Origin of the sequence: Streptomyces roseolus (assembly GCF_014649855.1) — a bacterium.
In the GTDB taxonomy this organism is placed as follows: Bacteria; Actinomycetota; Actinomycetes; order Streptomycetales; family Streptomycetaceae; genus Streptomyces; species Streptomyces roseolus.
Window position 1 is genome coordinate 24,709 of record NZ_BMTV01000011.1, and the last position, 17,822, is coordinate 42,530.

Annotated in this window: 14 protein-coding genes and 1 pseudogene; 7 read left to right on the top strand and 8 right to left on the bottom strand. The window is 74.3% G+C overall.

Annotation, left to right across the window (positions count from 1 at the left end; all coding sequences use genetic code 11):
* Positions 1-1,000: 1,000 nt before the first annotated feature.
* Positions 1,001-1,375 (bottom strand): FKBP-type peptidyl-prolyl cis-trans isomerase, encoded by a 375-nt coding sequence (locus IE245_RS15065; RefSeq protein ID WP_189947874.1) that lies wholly within the window; start codon positions 1,373-1,375, stop codon positions 1,001-1,003.
* Positions 1,376-2,066: 691 nt separating this feature from the next.
* Here IE245_RS15065 and IE245_RS15070 point away from each other — a divergent pair.
* From IE245_RS15070 to IE245_RS15080, 3 genes and pseudogenes are all read left to right on the top strand, one after another.
* Complete coding sequence (locus IE245_RS15070; protein WP_189947876.1) at positions 2,067-3,632, top strand: alpha/beta hydrolase; 1,566 nt, start codon at positions 2,067-2,069, stop codon at positions 3,630-3,632.
* 122 nt (positions 3,633-3,754) lie between these two features.
* A pseudogene (locus tag IE245_RS15075) lies at positions 3,755-4,228 on the top strand (hypothetical protein); the annotation flags it as partial.
* A 115-nt stretch (positions 4,229-4,343) separates the two neighbouring features.
* On the top strand, positions 4,344-5,159 hold the full coding sequence (locus tag IE245_RS15080; protein ID WP_189947557.1) for a hypothetical protein: 816 nt from the start codon (positions 4,344-4,346) through the stop codon (positions 5,157-5,159).
* Here the strand turns inward: IE245_RS15080 and IE245_RS15085 are convergent.
* The gene (locus IE245_RS15085; RefSeq protein WP_189947559.1) at positions 5,148-6,401 is read right to left on the bottom strand and encodes an MFS transporter; all 1,254 of its coding nucleotides are present in this window, start codon (positions 6,399-6,401) and stop codon (positions 5,148-5,150) included. The genes IE245_RS15080 and IE245_RS15085 overlap by 12 nt on opposite strands.
* A gap of 141 nt (positions 6,402-6,542) precedes the next feature.
* Here IE245_RS15085 and IE245_RS15090 point away from each other — a divergent pair, with 141 nt between their 5' ends.
* Together IE245_RS15090 and IE245_RS15095 are read left to right on the top strand one after the other, a co-directional pair.
* The gene (locus IE245_RS15090; protein WP_268256560.1) at positions 6,543-7,160 is read left to right on the top strand and encodes a CGNR zinc finger domain-containing protein; all 618 of its coding nucleotides are present in this window, start codon (positions 6,543-6,545) and stop codon (positions 7,158-7,160) included.
* 181 nt (positions 7,161-7,341) lie between these two features.
* Entirely contained in the window at positions 7,342-8,631 is a 1,290-nt protein-coding gene (locus IE245_RS15095) for an outer membrane protein assembly factor BamB family protein (protein WP_229851291.1), read from the top strand.
* A gap of 24 nt (positions 8,632-8,655) precedes the next feature.
* Here the strand turns inward: IE245_RS15095 and IE245_RS15100 are convergent, their stop codons facing one another.
* Together IE245_RS15100 and IE245_RS15105 are read right to left on the bottom strand one after the other, a co-directional pair.
* Entirely contained in the window at positions 8,656-10,005 is a 1,350-nt protein-coding gene (locus tag IE245_RS15100; protein ID WP_229851292.1) for a bifunctional folylpolyglutamate synthase/dihydrofolate synthase, read from the bottom strand.
* A 168-nt stretch (positions 10,006-10,173) separates the two neighbouring features.
* Positions 10,174-11,151, bottom strand: a complete 978-nt coding sequence (locus IE245_RS15105; protein WP_189947565.1) for a nitrilase-related carbon-nitrogen hydrolase — start codon at positions 11,149-11,151, stop codon at positions 10,174-10,176.
* Between the two features lie 49 nt (positions 11,152-11,200).
* On the opposite strand from IE245_RS15105, the gene IE245_RS15110 reads away from it, so the two are divergent.
* Positions 11,201-12,121: a LysR family transcriptional regulator gene (locus tag IE245_RS15110; protein WP_189947567.1), complete on the top strand. Its 921-nt coding sequence runs from the start codon at positions 11,201-11,203 to the stop codon at positions 12,119-12,121.
* Positions 12,122-12,465: 344 nt separating this feature from the next.
* Here the strand turns inward: IE245_RS15110 and IE245_RS15115 are convergent, their stop codons facing one another.
* Together IE245_RS15115 and IE245_RS15120 are read right to left on the bottom strand one after the other, a co-directional pair.
* Positions 12,466-13,038 carry a hypothetical protein gene (locus IE245_RS15115; RefSeq protein WP_189947569.1) on the bottom strand — a complete coding sequence of 191 codons (573 nt, stop codon included), beginning with the start codon at positions 13,036-13,038 and terminating at the stop codon, positions 12,466-12,468.
* A 387-nt stretch (positions 13,039-13,425) separates the two neighbouring features.
* On the bottom strand, positions 13,426-13,956 hold the full coding sequence (locus IE245_RS15120) for a GNAT family N-acetyltransferase (RefSeq protein WP_189947571.1): 531 nt from the start codon (positions 13,954-13,956) through the stop codon (positions 13,426-13,428).
* A gap of 318 nt (positions 13,957-14,274) precedes the next feature.
* Between IE245_RS15120 and IE245_RS15125 the strand changes: the two genes are divergently transcribed.
* The gene (locus tag IE245_RS15125; RefSeq protein ID WP_229851293.1) at positions 14,275-14,583 is read left to right on the top strand and encodes a hypothetical protein; all 309 of its coding nucleotides are present in this window, start codon (positions 14,275-14,277) and stop codon (positions 14,581-14,583) included.
* Between the two features lie 81 nt (positions 14,584-14,664).
* Here IE245_RS15125 and IE245_RS15130 read toward each other — a convergent pair whose 3' ends face one another.
* Complete coding sequence (locus tag IE245_RS15130; protein ID WP_229851294.1) at positions 14,665-16,182, bottom strand: extracellular catalytic domain type 2 short-chain-length polyhydroxyalkanoate depolymerase; 1,518 nt, start codon at positions 16,180-16,182, stop codon at positions 14,665-14,667.
* A gap of 160 nt (positions 16,183-16,342) precedes the next feature.
* Positions 16,343-17,692, bottom strand: a complete 1,350-nt coding sequence (locus tag IE245_RS15135) for a cytochrome P450 (RefSeq protein ID WP_229851295.1) — start codon at positions 17,690-17,692, stop codon at positions 16,343-16,345.
* Between the last annotated feature and the right edge of the window lie 130 nt (positions 17,693-17,822).

Genomic DNA, 17,822 nt, shown 5'->3' on the forward strand with positions numbered 1-17,822 from the left:
ACCCTCGCCGAACCGGCCGGGAAAACCCTCCCCGGCCGCGTCACCGCCCACCGCTCCCCGCACCGGCCGCACGCGTGGGCGAGCCCGCACCGCGCTCTGCGCCGTCTCCGTCGATCGACCGTCGTGGCACCGGCGACGAACGCGCCCTGCCCCGCCTGCTGGTCGCGCCGGCCACCGGCACCGACGCCCGGCGCGCGGTGCCCGCGGCAAAGGTCCTCCTCCAAGCCGCCACGGAACTCCCCCGCCCGTTCGCCTGCCCGCCCGCCGAGGTCGATCACTCCCGGGTACGGCCCGATGTCAGCGCCGCGGCTCCGGCCCCCGCCCTGGCCGTTCTCGCCGGTCTCGGAGAGGGACCCGGTGGACGCCGTGCCTGCCCTTGCCGACGCCGTCGTGGCCGCCGGTCGACGCGGACGGCCTCACCGTCACGACGGGCCGCGCGGAGGCGCGCATGACCGCGTCGCGTGCCCCGGGGGAACTCGAACGCCGCCCCGAGCAGGTCGTATCGCTGCCGGACGGTCTCCCCGACCGCCCTCGGGACGTCGACGCGACCGACCTCGCCGGCCGGATCGGGTCCGCCGCCGCTCCGATGCCGGCGCGTCCGCGAGGGACCCCGGTGGCCGAGCAGGCGGAGCTGAACGCCCGGAACGAGCGGAACGACGCGGCCGTGTGGAGCGCGGGCAACGCCGGGACCTCGTCCATGCGGCGGCGCCTGGGGCACAGCCGGGCACGACGAGACCGACGCCGTCGTGCCAACCCTTCTGAACGACCGGCGGGACAACACCCGCCACCGCGCGCGCTGTGCCGGCCTGCCCCGCCCCGTCCCGGATCCGCGCCACCCTCTCCCGGCCTGACCGCGACGGCAACGACGACACAGGGGGCGGGCAATGCCGTCGCCGTCGACCTCTCGGTCGAGCGCCTCCGCCGTTCCCTCGGCAGGGCCCCGCCTTCCGGAAGGGCCCGCCCCCACGACCGTCACGCGCCGGAGGGCGCGCGCGTGGCGTCAGCCGACGGAGAGGAGGTCGACGACGAAGACCAGCGTCTCGCCCGGCTTGATGGCCGCCGACGGCGAGCGGTCGCCGTAGGCCAGGTGGGGCGGGATGACCAGCTTCCGGCGGCCGCCGACCTTCATGCCGCGCACACCCATGTCCCAGCCCTTGATGACCTGTCGTCCTCCCAGCTCGAACTCGAAGGCCTGGTCGCGGTTCCACGAGGCGTCGAACTCCTCGCCGGTGGAGTGGGCGACGCCCACGTAGTGGACCCCGACCACGGATCCCTTGGTGGCCTCGGCCCCGTCCCCGACCACCAGGTCCTCGATGTGCAGATAGGGGGACGGCCTGCCCCGGGGGGACTCGATCTCCGGTCGCTCAAGGGCCATCGCCCGCTCCTCGCTCTCGTCGCCGTCCGACCCGTCGTCGGCCGACATGACACGGCGATCATTCTCACCCAACCGCCGGGCGGCGTGCGGCAGGGGGCGCGCCCCTCTCCCCATGTGCCCCCCGGCGGCGTCGACCGCGTGCGGCACCATCGCGGTCGACCGGGCAGGCAGGAACACGAAGGGGGGCGCACGTGGGACGTTTCGGGTCGTGGGGTCGGAGGAGCCGGCGGCGGGCATCGGGGAGCCCTTGCGCGCGCAGGTGGCGGACGCGGTCGTCGAGTGGGTCAAGGTCCTCGAAACGCCGCGCTTCCTCACGGCCGGGCGGCCCCGCTCCGCGGACGAGCGGACCCTGCTGATGACCCGCGCGGCACTCGCCGCGTCCTTCGTGCTGTCCGTGCGTACCGCACAGCACGGTCGTGCCGTCCTCCTCGGGGTCTTCTCGTGGGCGGCGGTGGACCTCGCGCCGCCGGGCGTCCGCCGGAATCGGCACCGGTTCGACCTGGACGTCGGCCTGGACCGGGCCGCCGAGCGGCTTGGCCGGCGGATCCACGCGATCGACGGCGCGGACGACACCGCCGAGGACAGAACGGCCGTCTCTGTGGGTGGGTGGGTGGGTGGGGGGGGTGGCCTCACCCCGGATGGGGCCGGTGGCCGGATGGGGCGCCCGGCCTTCCGGCGGCAGGGTCGAGGCATGACAACACGCCGTCCGATCACGTCACTTGCCGCCTCGGCCCTGGCCGTCGCGGCCCTCGCCTCCGTGGGACTCGCCACTGCGGGAGGACCCGCGAGCGCGACCGGTGGCCAGACCCGTACCGTCCCCGCATCCACCACCGGGACCGTGAACGCGGCTGCCGGAAACCTGCGTTGGGGCGCCTGCCCCGCCTCCGCGCAGCCGGGCGAGGGACAGCAGTGCGCGACGCTCGCCGTGCCGCTCGACCATGACGACCCCACCGGGCCGCACGTCGACATCGCCGTCTCCCGCCTGGTCTCCGCGCGGCCGGAGACCCGCCGCGGGACGCTGCTCGTGATCGCGGGAGGGCCCGGGAGCTCCGGGGTGCAGCGGCTCTCGCAGAAGGGTGCCGCGCTCGCGCGGGAGACCGGCGGCGCGTACGACCTCGTGGCCTTCGACCCGCGCGGGGTCGGCGGCTCGGCGAAGGCGCGGTGCGGGCTCGCGGCCGAGGACCGGTGGGTGGTGACCTTGCGGTCCTGGCCCGCCGCGGACGGCTCGATCGGCTCCAACGTCGAACGGGCGCGCCGGATCGCCGGGGCGTGCGAGCGGAACGGCGGCGCCCTGCTGCGGAGCCTCACCACCGCCGACCAGGTGCGGGACATGGAAGTCCTGCGGCAGGCGCTCGGCGAGTCGAAGGTCTCGGCGTGGGCCAACTCCTACGGGACGTACGTCGCCGCCCGGTACGCCCAGGAGTACCCGGGCCGGACCGACCGCTGGGTCCTGGACAGCAGCGCCGACCCGAACCCGCGCCGGCTCGCGCACGGCTGGCTCGCCGACATGGCGAAGGGCGCCGAGGACCGGTTCCCGGACTTCGCGGCCTGGGCCTCGCACCCGGACCGGGAGGCGGAAGGCCTGCGGCTGGCCGACCGCCCCGAGGAGGTGCGCGCCCTCGTCCTCGACCTCGCCGCACGTCTCGACCGGGAGCCCCGTGCCACCGGCGTGCCCGGCGCCCTCCTCACCGGCACCGCCCTCCGGCAGGCGCTGCAGTCCGCCCTCTACGCGGACGCCGCCTTCCCCGGCTTCGCGCGCCTCGTCGGCCAGGCACGCGACCCGGAGGCCGTGCCCGTGCTGCCGCCGGAGCTGACCGGGGCGATGCCCGACGAGGCCGCCGCGGTCACGGTGGGCGTGGTCTGCAACGACGTCGGCTGGCCCCGTTCCGTGCCGGCGTACGCCAGGGCGGTCGCGGCGGACCGGGCGCGTCACCCGCTGACCGGCGGCATGCCCGTGAACATCACCCCCTGCGCCTTCTGGAAGGGCGGGGCGCCGGAGAAGCCGGTCCGCCTCACGGACGACGGGCCGTCCAACATCCTGATGATCCAGAACCTGCGGGACCCGTCCACCCCCTACTCCTCCGGCCTGAAGATGCGCCGGGCCCTCGGCGACCGGGCGCGGATGGTCTCCGTCGACCGGGGCGGCCACGGCGCGTACCTGATCGCCGCCGGCGGCACCGGGAACGCCTGCGGCGACCGGACGGTCACCCGCTTCCTGCTGACCGGCGAGCGCCCCGACACCGACGTGCGGTGCTGAGCCGGCTCACCTCTGCGGGGACGGCGTCACAGGCCGCTGCGCCTCGGACGACCAGGAGGCTCGGGTCGTCCGAGGCGACGGGGCGGGGCGCCCCGGGCGTGACCGCCCACGCCCCGGCCCCGTCCGCCGGCATCACGGATCACGCCCGCGGCAACGCCCCTCCGCGGGCCGGCCGGGCGGGCTCCTCGTGGTCCAACGGGAACGGGGAGCTGTCGATGACGGAGGCCGCCGTCGGCATGTCCGTCCTCCCGGAGGACAGGGCGTCGTACGACCAGACCAAGGCGAAGTTCCGCACGCGCACCGCCGCCTCCGCGTACCTCGCCTCCGACGGCACGCTGTCGAAGACCGTGCCGAGCACGCTCTGCGGCGGCACCCGTGCCTGGGGCCCGGTCCCGTCGCGGCGGTCGGCTGCGACGCCCCGCACCACCGTCTCGGCTTCGCCATGACCGGCACCGAGGCGCTGACGGAGCGCCGCCGGCCGGCCGGCGGCGACACCTCTTCGTCGCCCGGGAGCCCTCACCCACGGGGACGGCCTCTCCCGACCAGGACGCGGAGGCGGCGAACCCCAGGTCGAGGGCGGTTCGTGTCCCCTATAGGCTGCGGAAACGCTCGACGTGCACAGGCCAGGAGCCGGGTGCGTGCGATGTCGTCACGCCCTTCTGCTCCTGCCTGTTCCCGCCGTTTCCTGCCCTTCCCTGGAGTTCCACCGCCATGCGCCGCGCCCTGCCTTCGACACTTCTCTGCGTCGCACTGCTCACCGTCGGGTGCGCGGCGAAGGGACCGGCGAGCACGGCCGCCGCGCCCACGACGTCCGCGTCCTCGGCTCCGGCCGCGACCGCGACCGCGACCGCTGACGTCGACCACCTGCGGACGGTACGCGCCGCCGTCGAGGGGCTGACCACGGCTCGTACGGCGTACCGCTGGGAGGTCGGGCAGACGGGCGGCAGGACGTACGCCCTCACCGGCGAGGGCGGGCACGACTTCGCGCGCAGGCGGGGGACGTTCGCCGTGGGGCTGGAGGACGTCGCGCGGTTCGAGGAGGTCTTCACCCCGGAGCGGCTCTACCTGCGGGGGACGACGACGAAGGAATCGGTCGACTGGACGTACGTGGACCGGGCCGGGATCAAGGCCGAACGCATCCTCAAGGCGCCGGGCAACGACCCCGAGTTCCTGATGCGCCAGGTGCTCCTGGGCGAGCGCTACCGACGGCTCGCGGTGGAGGACGTCACCGGCGTCTCCGCGACCCGCTACCAGGGCACGCTCACCCACGCCGCACTGACCCTCGACATGTCCGCGGAGGCCCGGAAGAAGGCCGACCAGATGCGCGACATGCTCGGCGGCCCGATTCCCGCCACCGCCGATGTGTGGATCGACCAGCGGGGCCGGCTCGTGCGGGTGCGGCTGCGGATGGACCTGGAGGGGTTGCTGAAGTCCACGACCACGCTGAGCCTCACCGCGCAGGGCGAGCCCGTGAAGGTGCGGGTGCCCGTCGGCGCCGTCGAGGCCGACACGTCGTCACTCGTCTGAGCGGGACGCGCCCACGGGGAACGTCTCGGCGTCGCGGAGGCGTCGGGTCGTGACCCGGGAGGCGAGGGGAACCGCGGCGAGGGCGAGTCCGGCGGCCGCGGCGAGGAAGACGGCGCGGACTCCCAGGTGGCGTCCGAGCAGGCCGCCGCCGAGCGCGCCGAGGGGGACGACGCCCAGGACGATCAGGCGGTAGGCGGCGGTGACGCGGCCGAGGAGCGCGTCGGGCGCGGCGGCCTGGCGCAGGGTGCTGACGACGATCTGGTTGAGCGAGCCGGCGAACGCGGCGCCGAACATCGCGGCCAGGGCGAGCGGCGTGCCGTGCCCCAGTCCGAGGACCGCGTAGCCGGCGGCGGGGACGAGGGCGGCCAGCCAGGTGGTGGGGCCGCCGCCGATGCGGGGCACGACGCGCTCGGCGAGCAGTGATCCGGCGATGGCGCCGGCCGCGGGAACGGCGATGAAGAGGCCGTAGTGCGACATGGCCACGGCGTACGGGCCGGTGATCAGCAGGACGAGGAGCCCACCGGTGGCCGCGCCGAAGAAGTTGATGGCCGCCGAGATGAACGCGACGCGGCGCAGCAGGTCGTGGCGCCAGAAATGGGTCCATCCGGTGCGGATGTCCTGGGTCACGGTGGTCCAGCGGGGGCCGGCGGGCTCGTCCTTCTCGCCGACGGGGCGCAGGACGGGCAGCAGCAGGGCCGCGAGTCCGGCGAGGGCGAACGCGGCCGCGCCGGTGAAGAAGGCCGCCGAGGCAGCCAGCGCGAACAGTGCGGCGCCGGCGGGTGGGCCGACGAACGTGTGGACGAGCGACTGCGTGGCGAACAGCCTGCCGTTGGCGCGCTCCAGCTCCGCGCGGGGCAGCAGGCGGGGCGGGATGGCCAGGGCGGCGTTGTCGACCATCGTCTCGGCGCAGCCGGCGAGGAACACCGCGGCGTAGAGAAGGCCGACGTGGCGCCATCCGCCGGCCAGGGCGAGGGCGAGCAGCGCGAATCCCGCCGCGCGCAGCAGGTTGCCCGCGACGAGGATCCGTCGTCGGTCCACGCGGTCGGCGAGCGCGCCCGCGGGGAGGGTCGCGAGCAGCCAGGGCAGGAACTGCGCCACCGTCATGCCGGCCACCACGAGCGGGTCGCGGGTCAGGGTGGCGACGAGGAGGGGAGCCGCTGCCTGGAGGAGGCCGTCGGCGAGGTTCGAGGACGCCTGGGACGCCCACAGGGCGGTGAACGGTCTGACGGCGGCGACGGGCACGATCGATCCCCTCGTGAAATCTCATGGGTGATGCGCCATTGAGGCATGACAACAGAAGAATCGTCATGATCACAGAAGGGAACCTCACATGCAATGATGAATTCACCCATGAGGGGTCGGCATCGACGAGAGGAGCGGATGGTGAGGTTCGGCCACATCGCGGGCGACCGCATGCTCGACCTGGTGAACACCGTCGCGTGGCGGCTGGGCGGACCCCGGCGCACCGAGTCCCTGAGGACCTACACCGACGTCGTCGAGTGGTGCCTCGAATCCGAGCTGATCGACGAGGACGAGGCCGTCGCCCTGCGCGACCTCGCCGTGCGGGACGGCGCCGCGGCCGAACGGGAACGCGAACAGGTCGTCGCCGCGCGGGAGAAGGTCTACGGAGTCCTCTTCGCCGACGACGCGGAAGCCGCCGCCGGCCTCGCTCGGCTGTACCGGGCGGCGATCGCCGCGGCGGACCTGGTCCCCGCGGACGGCCGCTGGCAGTGGCGGGAGCGGGAGACCGACCTCCGCCTCCCCCGCCACCGCATCGTCCGGGGGCTGGTGGCCCTCACCCGGCGCGACGACCTCGACCGCCTGCACCAGTGCGAGGACGCCACGTGCGGATGGGTCTACCTCGACACGTCACCGCGACGGAACCGCCGCTGGTGCGACACGAAGGACTGCGGCGACCGCAACCGCGCCCGCGCCTACTACGCCCGGCAGAAGCAGAAGCAGACGCAGACGCAGACGCAGACCCGGACACGGACGCAGTAGGCGAAGAGCCGTGCCCCTCCCCCGCAGTGTCCCGATTGGTTCACGAGGACGTCCCGATCGGACCCCGACGCCTCCTCCGGCCTGCGACGACGGATAGCGTTCCAGGCCGCGGGGTCGCACGTCCGTACGACGTCGACCCGGGCGCGTTTCCGATCCGACGGCTCCACGGGGGTACAGCGACATGACCATGCGAGGCGACGGCGTGCCGGGCGGCGGACTCTCCCGGCGTCGCGCACTGCGGCTGGCCGGCGGCGGACTCACCCTGGCCGCCCTGACGGTGGGCGCGACCGGCTGCCGCGAGGACGGCTCCGACCTCGGCGGATCGGGGAGCTCGGGCGGGCCGGGCGGGTCGGGGGCCTCCAAGGGCCCCGGCGACGGCAAGCCGGTCGGCGGCGACGCGCCCGCCGGGGGCGGTGCCGGCAAGGACGGGCAGGCACCCGAGCCGCTCTGGACGAGGACGACGTCCGCGCAGACCTACGGCGACAACGACGAACTCGTCGCCACCGGCGGCGTGGTGATCGCCAGCGGCGAGCCCCTGGCCGCGCTGGACGCCGCGTCGGGCGCGGAGCGGTGGTCGCTGGAGGACGGCGCGGTGCCCGGTGCGCCGATGCTGCTCGGCAACGGCACGCTGTACCTGGCCAGCGCCACGTACGACGGCACGGTCGCCGGTTACGACCCGGCTTCGGGCAAGGAGACCTGGCGCAGCCACCTGGGCAAGGGCTACCGGCAGCCGAGGCCGATCGCGGTGGACGACGAGCAGGTGTACGTCATCGCCGAGGTCCTGGAGGCCGACGGGTCGTCCAGGACCAATGTGATCGCCGCGCTGAACAGCCGTACCGGCCGCCCGGCGTGGAAGGAGCGGCGCGACGTCGGCACCGAGGGCAACGGCATCCACGCCCACGCGCAGGGCCGCCACCTCGTCTACACCGACTTCAAGAAGAACCTCACGGTGCGCGACACCACCACCGGCAGACAGGTGTGGACGCACAAGACCACCAGGACCAACTACGGCTTCTTCGCCGTGCACGAGAACCTGGTGATCGTTCCGCAGGGACCGAAACTCCAGGCCTTCGCCCTCGCCGACGGTTCGCTGAAGTGGTCGGCGGAGACGGCGGAGAGCTACGTCTCGTTCAAGGAGCCGGCGGTCCTGGACGGCGTCCTCTACCTCGCGGACAGCAGCCGTACCCTGCGCGCCCTCGACCCCCGCACCGGCAAGGAGATCTGGACGTCCCAGGCGCTCGCCGACGCGAACCTCACGGTGCCGCGGCAGTACGTGAAGGCCGGCGGTGTCCTGTACGCGGCCACGGACCTGGACCAGAGGGGCGGGGTGATCGCCATCGACGCGAGGACCGGCGCCGTGCGCTGGACGTTCAACGACGGCTCCGGTGACTACCACGCCTGGCTGGTCGCCACCGACGGGAAGCACGTGTTCGCCCTGCACGGCAAGAAGCTGCACGCGCTGCCCGTCTGACGCCCCTGCCGCCCCCGTGACTCGTCACGCGGGCGGCAGGCCCAGCGCCGTACGGGATTCGCCGACCAGGCGCAGCGAGCCGATGACGACGACCAGGCCGCCCGGTCCGGCGAGTTCGGCGGCGCGGTGGAGCGCGGAACGGGTGTCCTCGGCGGTCACGCACGGTCCCGGGCGGTCCGGGGCGAGCCGGGCGCGCAGGGCGGCGGGGTCCGCGGCCCGGGGCGCGTCGGTGCGGGTGAGGACGAGGGGCCAGTCGGCGGGGAGCGGGGCGAGCATGCCGGAGACGTCCTTGTCGTCCATCGAGGCGAAGAGCAGCACGGGCGGTCCCCCGTGTCCGTCGCCGCGGGCGTGACGCAAGATCTCCGGGGCCACGGTCGCGACGCCCTGGGGATTGGTGGCGCCTTCCAGCAAGAGGCGGCCCGTCCAGCCGCCGAGGCGGGTCTCGACCAGTTCGAGGCGTCCGGGCCAGCGGGTGCCCGCCAGCCGGGCGCGGAGCCGGTCGCCGTCCGGCTCCTGGATGTGGCCGCGGCCGACGAGGGCGTCCATCGAGGCGATGGCGACCGCGAGGTTGTGGTGCTGGTGCGCTCCGGGGAGCGGGCAGGGCAGATCGCGGTGCACGGCACGGGGCGTGGAGACGTCGACGAGCGCCACCGGGCCGCGGGGACCGTCGTGACCGGCCGGGCGGGCGGTGTATCGGATCTCGTGGCCCACGCGCCAGACGGAGAGCCCCGCCCGTTCCTCGAGGACGCGCTCGGCGGCCGTGGACGCCTCCGGGTCCAGGCGCCCGAGGACGACGTGGTCCCCGTCCTGCGCGGCCGCGACCTTCGCCTCGGCGATCTCGGCGAGGGAGGTGCCGAGCAGACGGGTGTGGTCGAGGCCGATGCCGGTCACCACCTTGACGTCCAGGCCGAGTTCGGCGGCCGCCGCCCGGCTCCCGCCGATGCTCGCCTCGGCGACGGCCAGCGCGACGCCCGCCCGCCGGAAGTGCACGGCCGCGGTGGCCGCGTGGACGCCCTGGGGCAGGACGGGCAGGTCGTGCCCTTCGACCGCCCGCCAGACCTCGGAGAACGCCGCCGCGTACGCGGCGCGCGTCACGGGAACCCCGTCGATCCGGATCCGTTCCCTGAGCTCCTGCAGGTGCGGGCTGGGCATGCTGCCGACCCGTGCCCCGGTCGCGGCCACCGCCGACACGGCGAACGCGCACGTCGACCCCTTGCCGTTCGTCCCGACCACCAGCATCCCGCGCAGTCCCCGCTCAGGACGGCCCAGCGCCTCCAACAGGCGGGAGACGTTCGCCTGTCGCACCGTCCGGGGAACCCCGCCGGGGTTCTCGTGCACCTTCGCCAGCGTGTCGACGCACATTCGGTAGTCCACACACCGGATCATGCCACCGAGTGTGACCGGACGGCGACGGAGAGCGAAAGCCCCTGGCCGCGCGCCGGGTTGACGACGCCCCTCCCCCCTGCGGGCCGGCCCGGCGACCTGGCCGCGCCCGGCTCCACGGGACGAGACGACCGCGACCCGCCCGGCCGAGTGGGTGGGTCACGCCTCCGACGCGACGTCGTCCACCGTCCCCGGACGGGTGACGGTGTGGCGGGCGGTCTCGTCGACGTGGAGGGTGAAGACGTCGGGGCGGGCGTAGTGGCCGGTGGCGTCGAGGTCGAAACGGGCGCGGACCAGGTCGTCGAGGTCGAGTTCGGCGGTCAGGATGCCCTCGCCGTCGCGGAGCGGGCCGGCGAGGACCTCGCCGAGCGGGGAGACGATGACGGAGCCGCCACCGATCAGTACGGTGTCGGGCGCGTCGCCCTGGACGGGATGGACGTCGTCCGGCAGCGCGTCACGGCGCAGGTACTGGTTGGCGCCGAGGACGAAGCAGCGGCCTTCCAGGGCGATGTGGCGCATGGTGGCCTGCCAGGCGTCGCGGTCGTCGACGGTCGGCGCGCACCACAGGTCGACACCCTTGGCGTACATCGCGGTGCGCAGGAGGGGCATGTAGTTCTCCCAGCAGATGGCGGCGCCGAGACGGGCGGTGCCGGTGTCGACGACGGGGAGGGTGGAGCCGTCGCCCCGCCCCCACAGACAGCGTTCGGCGGCGGTGGGCACGAGCTTGCGGTGCAGTCCCAGGTAGCCGTCGGGGCCGAAGAAGAGGGCGACGCAGTACAGGGTGCCGCCGTGGCGTTCGACCGCGCCGATCACGGCGTGGACACCGGCCTCCCGGGTGACGGCGGCGATCGCCTCCGTCTCCGGGCCGGGGACCTCGATCGCGGCGGCGTGGTAGCGGCGGAAGAGCTCGCGGCCGGCCGGGGTGCGGCTGCCCACGGTGATGCCGAAGTCCAGCCCCTTGGGGTAGCCGCCGATGAACGCCTCGGGCAGCACGACGACCTCGGCGCCGCGCCCCGCGGCCTCGTGGACGAGCTCCTCGGCCCGGGCGACCGCGGCCGGGGTGTCGAACAACGGGGCGGCGGCCTGGACGACGGCGACGGTCACGGTACGACCGGGCTCTGCGGCAGTCGAAGTCATGCGTCGACGGTAGGAACCCCACCGCACATCCGGCAAACTGATCCTCACCATGATCGACATCTATGAGACCGAATTCAGGAAGGCGGACCTCAACCTCCTGGTAGTCTTCGCCGCCCTGATGCGCGAGCGGAGCGTCACGCGGGCCGCCGCCGCGCTGCACCTGAGCCAGGGCGCCACGAGCGCCGCCCTGGGCCGCCTGCGCGGCCTCTTCGACGACGAGCTGTTCACCCGTACCCGCACCGGCGTCGAGCCCACGCCACGCGCCGTCGAACTGGCCCGTCGCATCGAGCCGGCCCTCGGACTGATCCACGGCGCCGTGACCTCCCGGGACCGCTTCGACCCCACGACCGCCCGGCGCGCCTTCACCCTGGGCATGTCCGACGACCTGGAGACGGCGCTGCTGCCCCGGCTGCTGGACGCCACGGCGGACCTGCCGGGCATCCGGCTGGCCGTACGACAGGCCAACCGCAACACCGTCGCCGCCATGACCGACCGCGGCGAGATCGACCTCGGCGTGGCCGCCGCGCCCGCCCACGGCAGCGACCACCGCGGCGAGAAGCTGTTCTCCTCCGGTTACACCTGTCTGTTCAACCCCCGCCTCCTGCCGCTCCGGACGCCGCTCGCCCTCGATGACTACCTGGCCCACCCGCACCTGCTCGTCTCCTACGACGGCCGGCGCGGCATCGTCGACGACGTCCTGGAAGCGCGCGGCCTCGGCCGCCGGGTGATCGCCTCCACCACCCATTTCGCCGGCGCCGCCCTCCAGCTCGCCACGCTGCCCGCCCTGGCGACCCTCCCCGCCCACGCGGCCACCGTCTACGCCGAACTGCTGGACCTCCGCGCCTCCGAGCCGCCGCTCCCCATGCCCCGGTACGACGTCAGCGCGATCTGGCACCGCGGCATCGACGACGACCCCGCCCACGCGTGGCTCCGCCGGCTCGTCCGGACATCCGCCGCACAGGACTCCTGAGCGTCGACGGCACCACCGGGTCGACCGGGCCGGTCGTGTCCCCCGTCCAGCCGCAGACGATGACGGCGCGGAACTCGATGGGGTGGTTGTCGTGGTTCCTGCACATCGCGGTGGCGTCATGGCCGTCCGCGGACACCGAGTACGCGCACGCCTCGCCCCCCGGCGGACGCTTGACTACCGCTTCGCCGGGGGCGAGCTGCGCGACTACGGCCGTTGCCGCGGGCGCGGTCGGCACGGTCGGCTCGTCCCGTGCGGCACGGTCGGCCGGCGTTCCGATCGACACCGCGCCCCGGCGGCCGGCCCCTCCGTGCGAGGGGCCGGGCGCGCGGTGGGTGGGGCGGGGGTCAGTAGCGGGTGTCGTCGTACCGGCGGAGGCGGGCCGCGAGGGCCTTCTCGGTGCTGCCGAGGGCGGTGGCGATCTCCTCGTCGGTGTGTTTGCGGGTGGCGAGGCGGGTGGCGTACGGGCCGTCGGTCTCGACGACCGCGTCGAGCGCGCCCACGATGCGCAGGGCGGTGAGGGGGTCGGTGTCCTCGATGTCGTCGAGGCGTTCGCGGATCCGGGAGATGAGGCGGGCGACGTCCTCCGGCAGGGGCACCGCGGCGGCGTTGACCTGCCGGGTGTGGTCCTCCCAGTCCTTTTCGGGGGCGGAGGTGTCGTACAGGTACGGCTCGCGGTGCGGTACGCGCTTCCAGTCGATCGGGTACGTCGTCTCGCACCGCCACCCGCAGGCGCACACGGCGCGCATCCGGTCCGCGAGCGGGCGGCGGTGACCGCCGTCGTAGTACCACCAGTCCGTGAAGCTCGGGACGTACGACCCGCTGCCGATGTCGATGGAGACCGGGCCGGGCACCGTGCCGTCCTCCAGCAGCACGCCCACCTTGCCCACGTGTCCTTCCGCGCCGTCCGGCTCCCACATGGTTCGTCCTCCCCTTCTGGGTGTCGGTACGACGACCGCCGCACGTACGGCGATCGCCGCCTCCTCCCTCCACGGTGACGGATGCCGGGCGGTGGCCGCAGGCGAATGGCCGTCATGTGCCGCGGGCAGGACCCAACACTGTGCGCGGTTGAACCGGGGGGCGGCTTGCGCGGAGGCCCGGAGGCGCCGCGGGATCGGGCTGCGTGCGGCGGGGGGCGCGCCGGGGCGGGGAAGGGGGCGGGCGTGGACGGAGCCACGGCGCTGGACGGCGTGCTGCGGCAGGCGCACGCGCGGCGCTCCGCCGGCCCGGGCGAACGGGGCCGTGCGGAGCGGTGGTCGGCGCGGGGTCGGGGCTGAGACGCGTCGCGGCGTCCGGGCGGCGGCGGTTCAGTGCCCGTCCACGTGGAGCACCATGGTGTCCGAGCCGCCGTCCCGCCCGACCGTGACGAATCCGCGGGAGGCGTAGAGCGAGGCGGCGCGGTTGCCGTCCTCGACGCTGAGGCTCAGGCGGTCGACGCCCGACCGCGCCGCCATCTCCACCACCGCGCCCAGCAGGGCACCGCCGACGCCCCGGCCCCGGTGCCCGGGAAGCACCCCGACGGTCAGCTCGGGCACCTGGGGGTCGACATGCCCGTACCCCGGGTCGTCGGCGGGGAACGTCCTGGCCCAGGCCGCGCCGACAGGGGCGCCCGAGGGGTCCTCGGCGATCACGCCGAAGTCCCCCGCCCGGGGCCACCCCGTGACGTAGTGGGCGAAGTGCGGCGTCGCCAGGATCTCCTCCCGGCTGAACCGCGGACCATCCCAGTTGAACGCCTCCAGCAGCATCTCCATCAGGAACCCGGCGTCGCCGGCCACAGCCGGCCGCAGCCGGACTCCGGCCGCCGAAAGGTCCGCACGGGCCGCGGAGTCCTCGCGCATCTTCTCCCTCGTTTCGCACAGTCGTCGGCCGTCGGGAACCCCTCCGGTCGCCCCACGGTGGTGATCATGCCGTGCTCACGGTGGGAGGGGGCCGGGATCGCTTCGGCTCATGCCGCGGGGGACGCCGTGGACGGATCGCCGCACGTCCCACGTCCTGCGGGGATCGGCGTTCTCCTCCGGCCGGGGGCGGCAGCGCCGCGGCCGGTCGGTCGGTCTCGCCGCCGTGGAGTGCCCGGTGTCGGGGTCCCTACGGCGGGGTATCCCCGGCTTCGGCCACACCTGACGGGTCGCATGGGGGCGGGAATGGGTCGTAGGGGCGTGGACAAGGACTGTCTCGGCGTCGGCCTGGTGTTCCTGCCGTTCCTCTTGGGGCTGGTGTACGTGCCGGCCTGGCGGCTCGGGCGGTACCTGTGGACCACGGGCGGGCCACGGCTCGCCGAGGGGGATCCGGCGGCGTGGACCGTCCTCGGCATGGTTCTGTTCCTCTTCGCGGTGGTCGCCTTCATCCACTGGCACGCGGGCCGCGACGGCGGACCGAACCCCCGGCCGGGACGGGCGGTCCACCAGGGCGAGGACTGGTACTGGGAACCCGATCCGGTCGAGTACCCGCGGAAGCCGAAGCCGTAGCCGGGGCCGGGCCGTGGCCGGGGATCCGGACGGTGCGGCCCGGGATCGCTCAGCGGCTCAGAGCTCAGCGGCTCGGGGCGTTCAGCACGTGACCCAGTAGCCCGGCGAGGTCTCCTTGATGGTGCTGGAGGCCAGGACGTTCCAGAGACCGAGGTTCTGGTTCGAGCCGTTGGCGTAGGCGTAGCCGCCGGACTGGTGGGCGCGGCCCGCCTGCGTGTGGGCGTAGTTGCTGGCGGTCACGCAGAGCGCGGCGCCCGTGGTGGTGGCCCTGACGGGTGCGGTCCTGGTGCCGGGCGCTCCGGAGGCGTCGACGGCCGCGACCGTGTAGCCGTACGCCGTGCCGGCGGTCAGGCCGGAGTCGGTGTAGCCGGTGGACGTCACCGGGGCGGCGTTCACCTTGGCGCCGTCGCGGTAGACGTCGTACGAGGCGGCGCCCGGGACCGCGTTCCAGGAGAGCGAGGCGCTCGAAGCGGTGGTGGCGGTGACCGCCAGTCCGGTGGGGGCGGGGAGGCCGGGGGCGGGGGTGCCGGTGCTGCCGGCGCCGAGGGCCTTGGCCATGTTCGTCACGGCCGTCATCTGGGGGCCGCTCTTCTGCGCGTAGTCGGCCGACTTGTAGCCCCACCAGTCCCAGCAGCCGCGCGGGTTGCCGGTCATGGTGGTGGCCTGCGGGTAGAGGACGATCATGTTGTTCGTGTCGGCGTACTCGTTGAGGTAGGCCTTGTCCATGAGGGCGTCGCCGACCAGGCCGTAGTACTGGTAGCAGCCGTGGAGCGTGACCATCAGCCGGCAGGAGGCGCCGTTCTGGCAGGACTGCGGCACGTAGGCGAAGCCCTCGTCGCCCATGCTGATCGCGCCCGGGTTGCCGCCGGGGGCGTAGGCGCTCTGGTCGAACCGGACCAGCTTGCCCGTCAGCGTGGAGGAGGTCGCCGGTTTCACGCTCCCGAGCAGATGCGTCAGCATGGCCTTCACCGGGTCGCCGCCGCAGTTGTTGACGTACGGCGAACTGGTCGACGTACACGCGTTGGGTCCGATCGGACTGACCCAGGCGTGGCCCGCCGCGGACGTGTCGTCGTAGACCGTGTCGGCGCCGAAGTCGCGGTAGTACGTGGCGAGGTCGTCGTTCACGGGGGCCTTGACGGTGGCGTCGTTGGTGCCGTGGAACAGCCAGACCTTGTCGCCCGACAGGTTGGCGACCGGGTCGACCTTGCCCGCCGCGGCCCTGTCGCGGGTCAGCTGCTCCAGCTGGGCGGGCGTCTTGCGGGCCATGAACGTGTCCATGCACGCGTACAGGGCCGTGTTGAGGTTGTTCTGCGCGCAGTCGTACGGGCCGGCCGAGAAGATGCCGGCCCCCGCGAAGACGTCCGAGTGGGCGACGTGCAGCTGGTTGGCCATGAAGCCGCCGGACGAGAGGCCGCTCACGTACGTCGCGCTGATGTCGTACTGCTGGAGGGTGCCGGGCGTCGGTGTCGGAACCGCGGCCGTCGCCCCGCCGGCCGGCGTGGCGGCGATGCCGACGGCCGCCAGGGCGGCGACGAGGAACTTCCCGATCCTGCCGGTCCTTCTGGTCCTGCCGTCGCTTCCGGTCCTTGTGATCCTCATGCGCATCTCCGGGTGCGGGTGGGGGCGAGATGCGGACATCCTGGTGAACGGCGGGGACCCGGCCCACATGTCGTGCCGCCACTTCCGTGGGCCGGAATGTGGCGCGCGGTGCCATAGGAGCGCAGGTTTCCGGCCTGCGTGGCCGGGGCCCGCCCACCCGTCACGGACGCCGGGGCCGCCGTTCCACCGCGACCCTCAGCGGGGCCCTGAACGACAGCAGGCCCAGCATGGGAGGTTCGGCCGAGGGGTCCGCCGGCCGGAGGGAGGGCAGGCGCCGGGCCGCCGCCCTCAGGGCCACCGCCGCCTCCGTGCGGGCGAGCGTGGCGCCGGGGCAGAGGTGGCGGCCGGCTCCGAACGCCAGGTGGCGGCGGGCGTTCGACCGTCCCGGGCACATGCGCCCGGGGTCCGGGAAGACGGCCGGATCGGAACCGCTTCCCATGAGCATCAGCAGCACCTGCGCGCCCGCCGGCAGCTCCACGCCGCCCAGCCGGGTGGCTTCGGCGGTCACCCTGCGCCAGGTGGTCACGGGCGGCTCACGGCGCAGGACCTCCTCCACCCACGCCTCGGCGAGGCCCTCCTCCTCGGCGGCGCCCCGCCACGCCCCCGGGTCCGCGAGCGCCCTGCGGAGGACGGTGGCGATGAGCTGGCCGGTGGTGGACTGGCCGGCGACGAAGACGAAGAAGCAGGCGGCGACGGCGGTGGCCGTGTCCAGAGGGGCACCGTCGGGCAGCCGGTGGTCGGCGAGGGCGCGGAGGAAGGAGCCGGGCGGCGCGTCGTCGTCGCGGACGGTCGCGGTGAGCCATCGGTGGAACTCCGCGGCGAGCTCCGCCAGCTCCAGCTGGCGGGCGAGCGTGGGGCGCCCCCAGAACAGTTCCAGCGCGGCGTCGCTCCAGGCGATCAGCGTGGCGGGATCGATGCCGCGGATGCCGAGGAGTTCCATCAGCACCCGGCACGGGAGGATCTGGGCGAAGGGGGCGAACAGGTCGAGGTCGTCGCCCGTGTCCGTCGCCCCGTCGGGCAGCCGGTCGATCAGTTCGTCCGCGACGCGCTCGATCATGGGGACGGTGGCGGCGACGCTCCGCGCGTCGAAGAACCGCATGACGACCCGGCGCAGCCCCGCGTGGCTCGGGGTCCCGTTGTTGGCGAGCGCGGGCGGCAGCGTGAACCCGGCGCGGACGAGGACCCGCATGACGGCGACGGGCAGTGGCGTGACCGCGTTCTGGGCGTTGTCCGGCAGGAACCGGTCGGTGTCGAGCAGGACGCGCCGGATGTCCTCGTGCCGGCTGACCAGCCACAGTCCCGTACCGGGATCCCGGTGCACCGGCGCCTCGGCGCGCAGCCGGTCGAGCCACGGGTACGGATCACGGACGAAGGAGTCGCCGAACAGGTCGAGCGTCCCCAGGGACTCGGCCGCGTGCACGGCGCCGCCGGCCGCCAGGCCGTCCGACGGGAAGGAACCGGACCTGACTGCGTCGTCGACTTCGCGGGCATCCGCGACCGGGGATATCACTGCCGGAAGCTAACACGTCCCGGGCAGCGGCCCCGCCGCATGTGTGCGGCATCACTCGCCGTGAGCCGACGGTCGCCGAAACCGCACCCCCCACGTGTCTCGTGGCGTGAACGGCGGCGCCACGGGCACC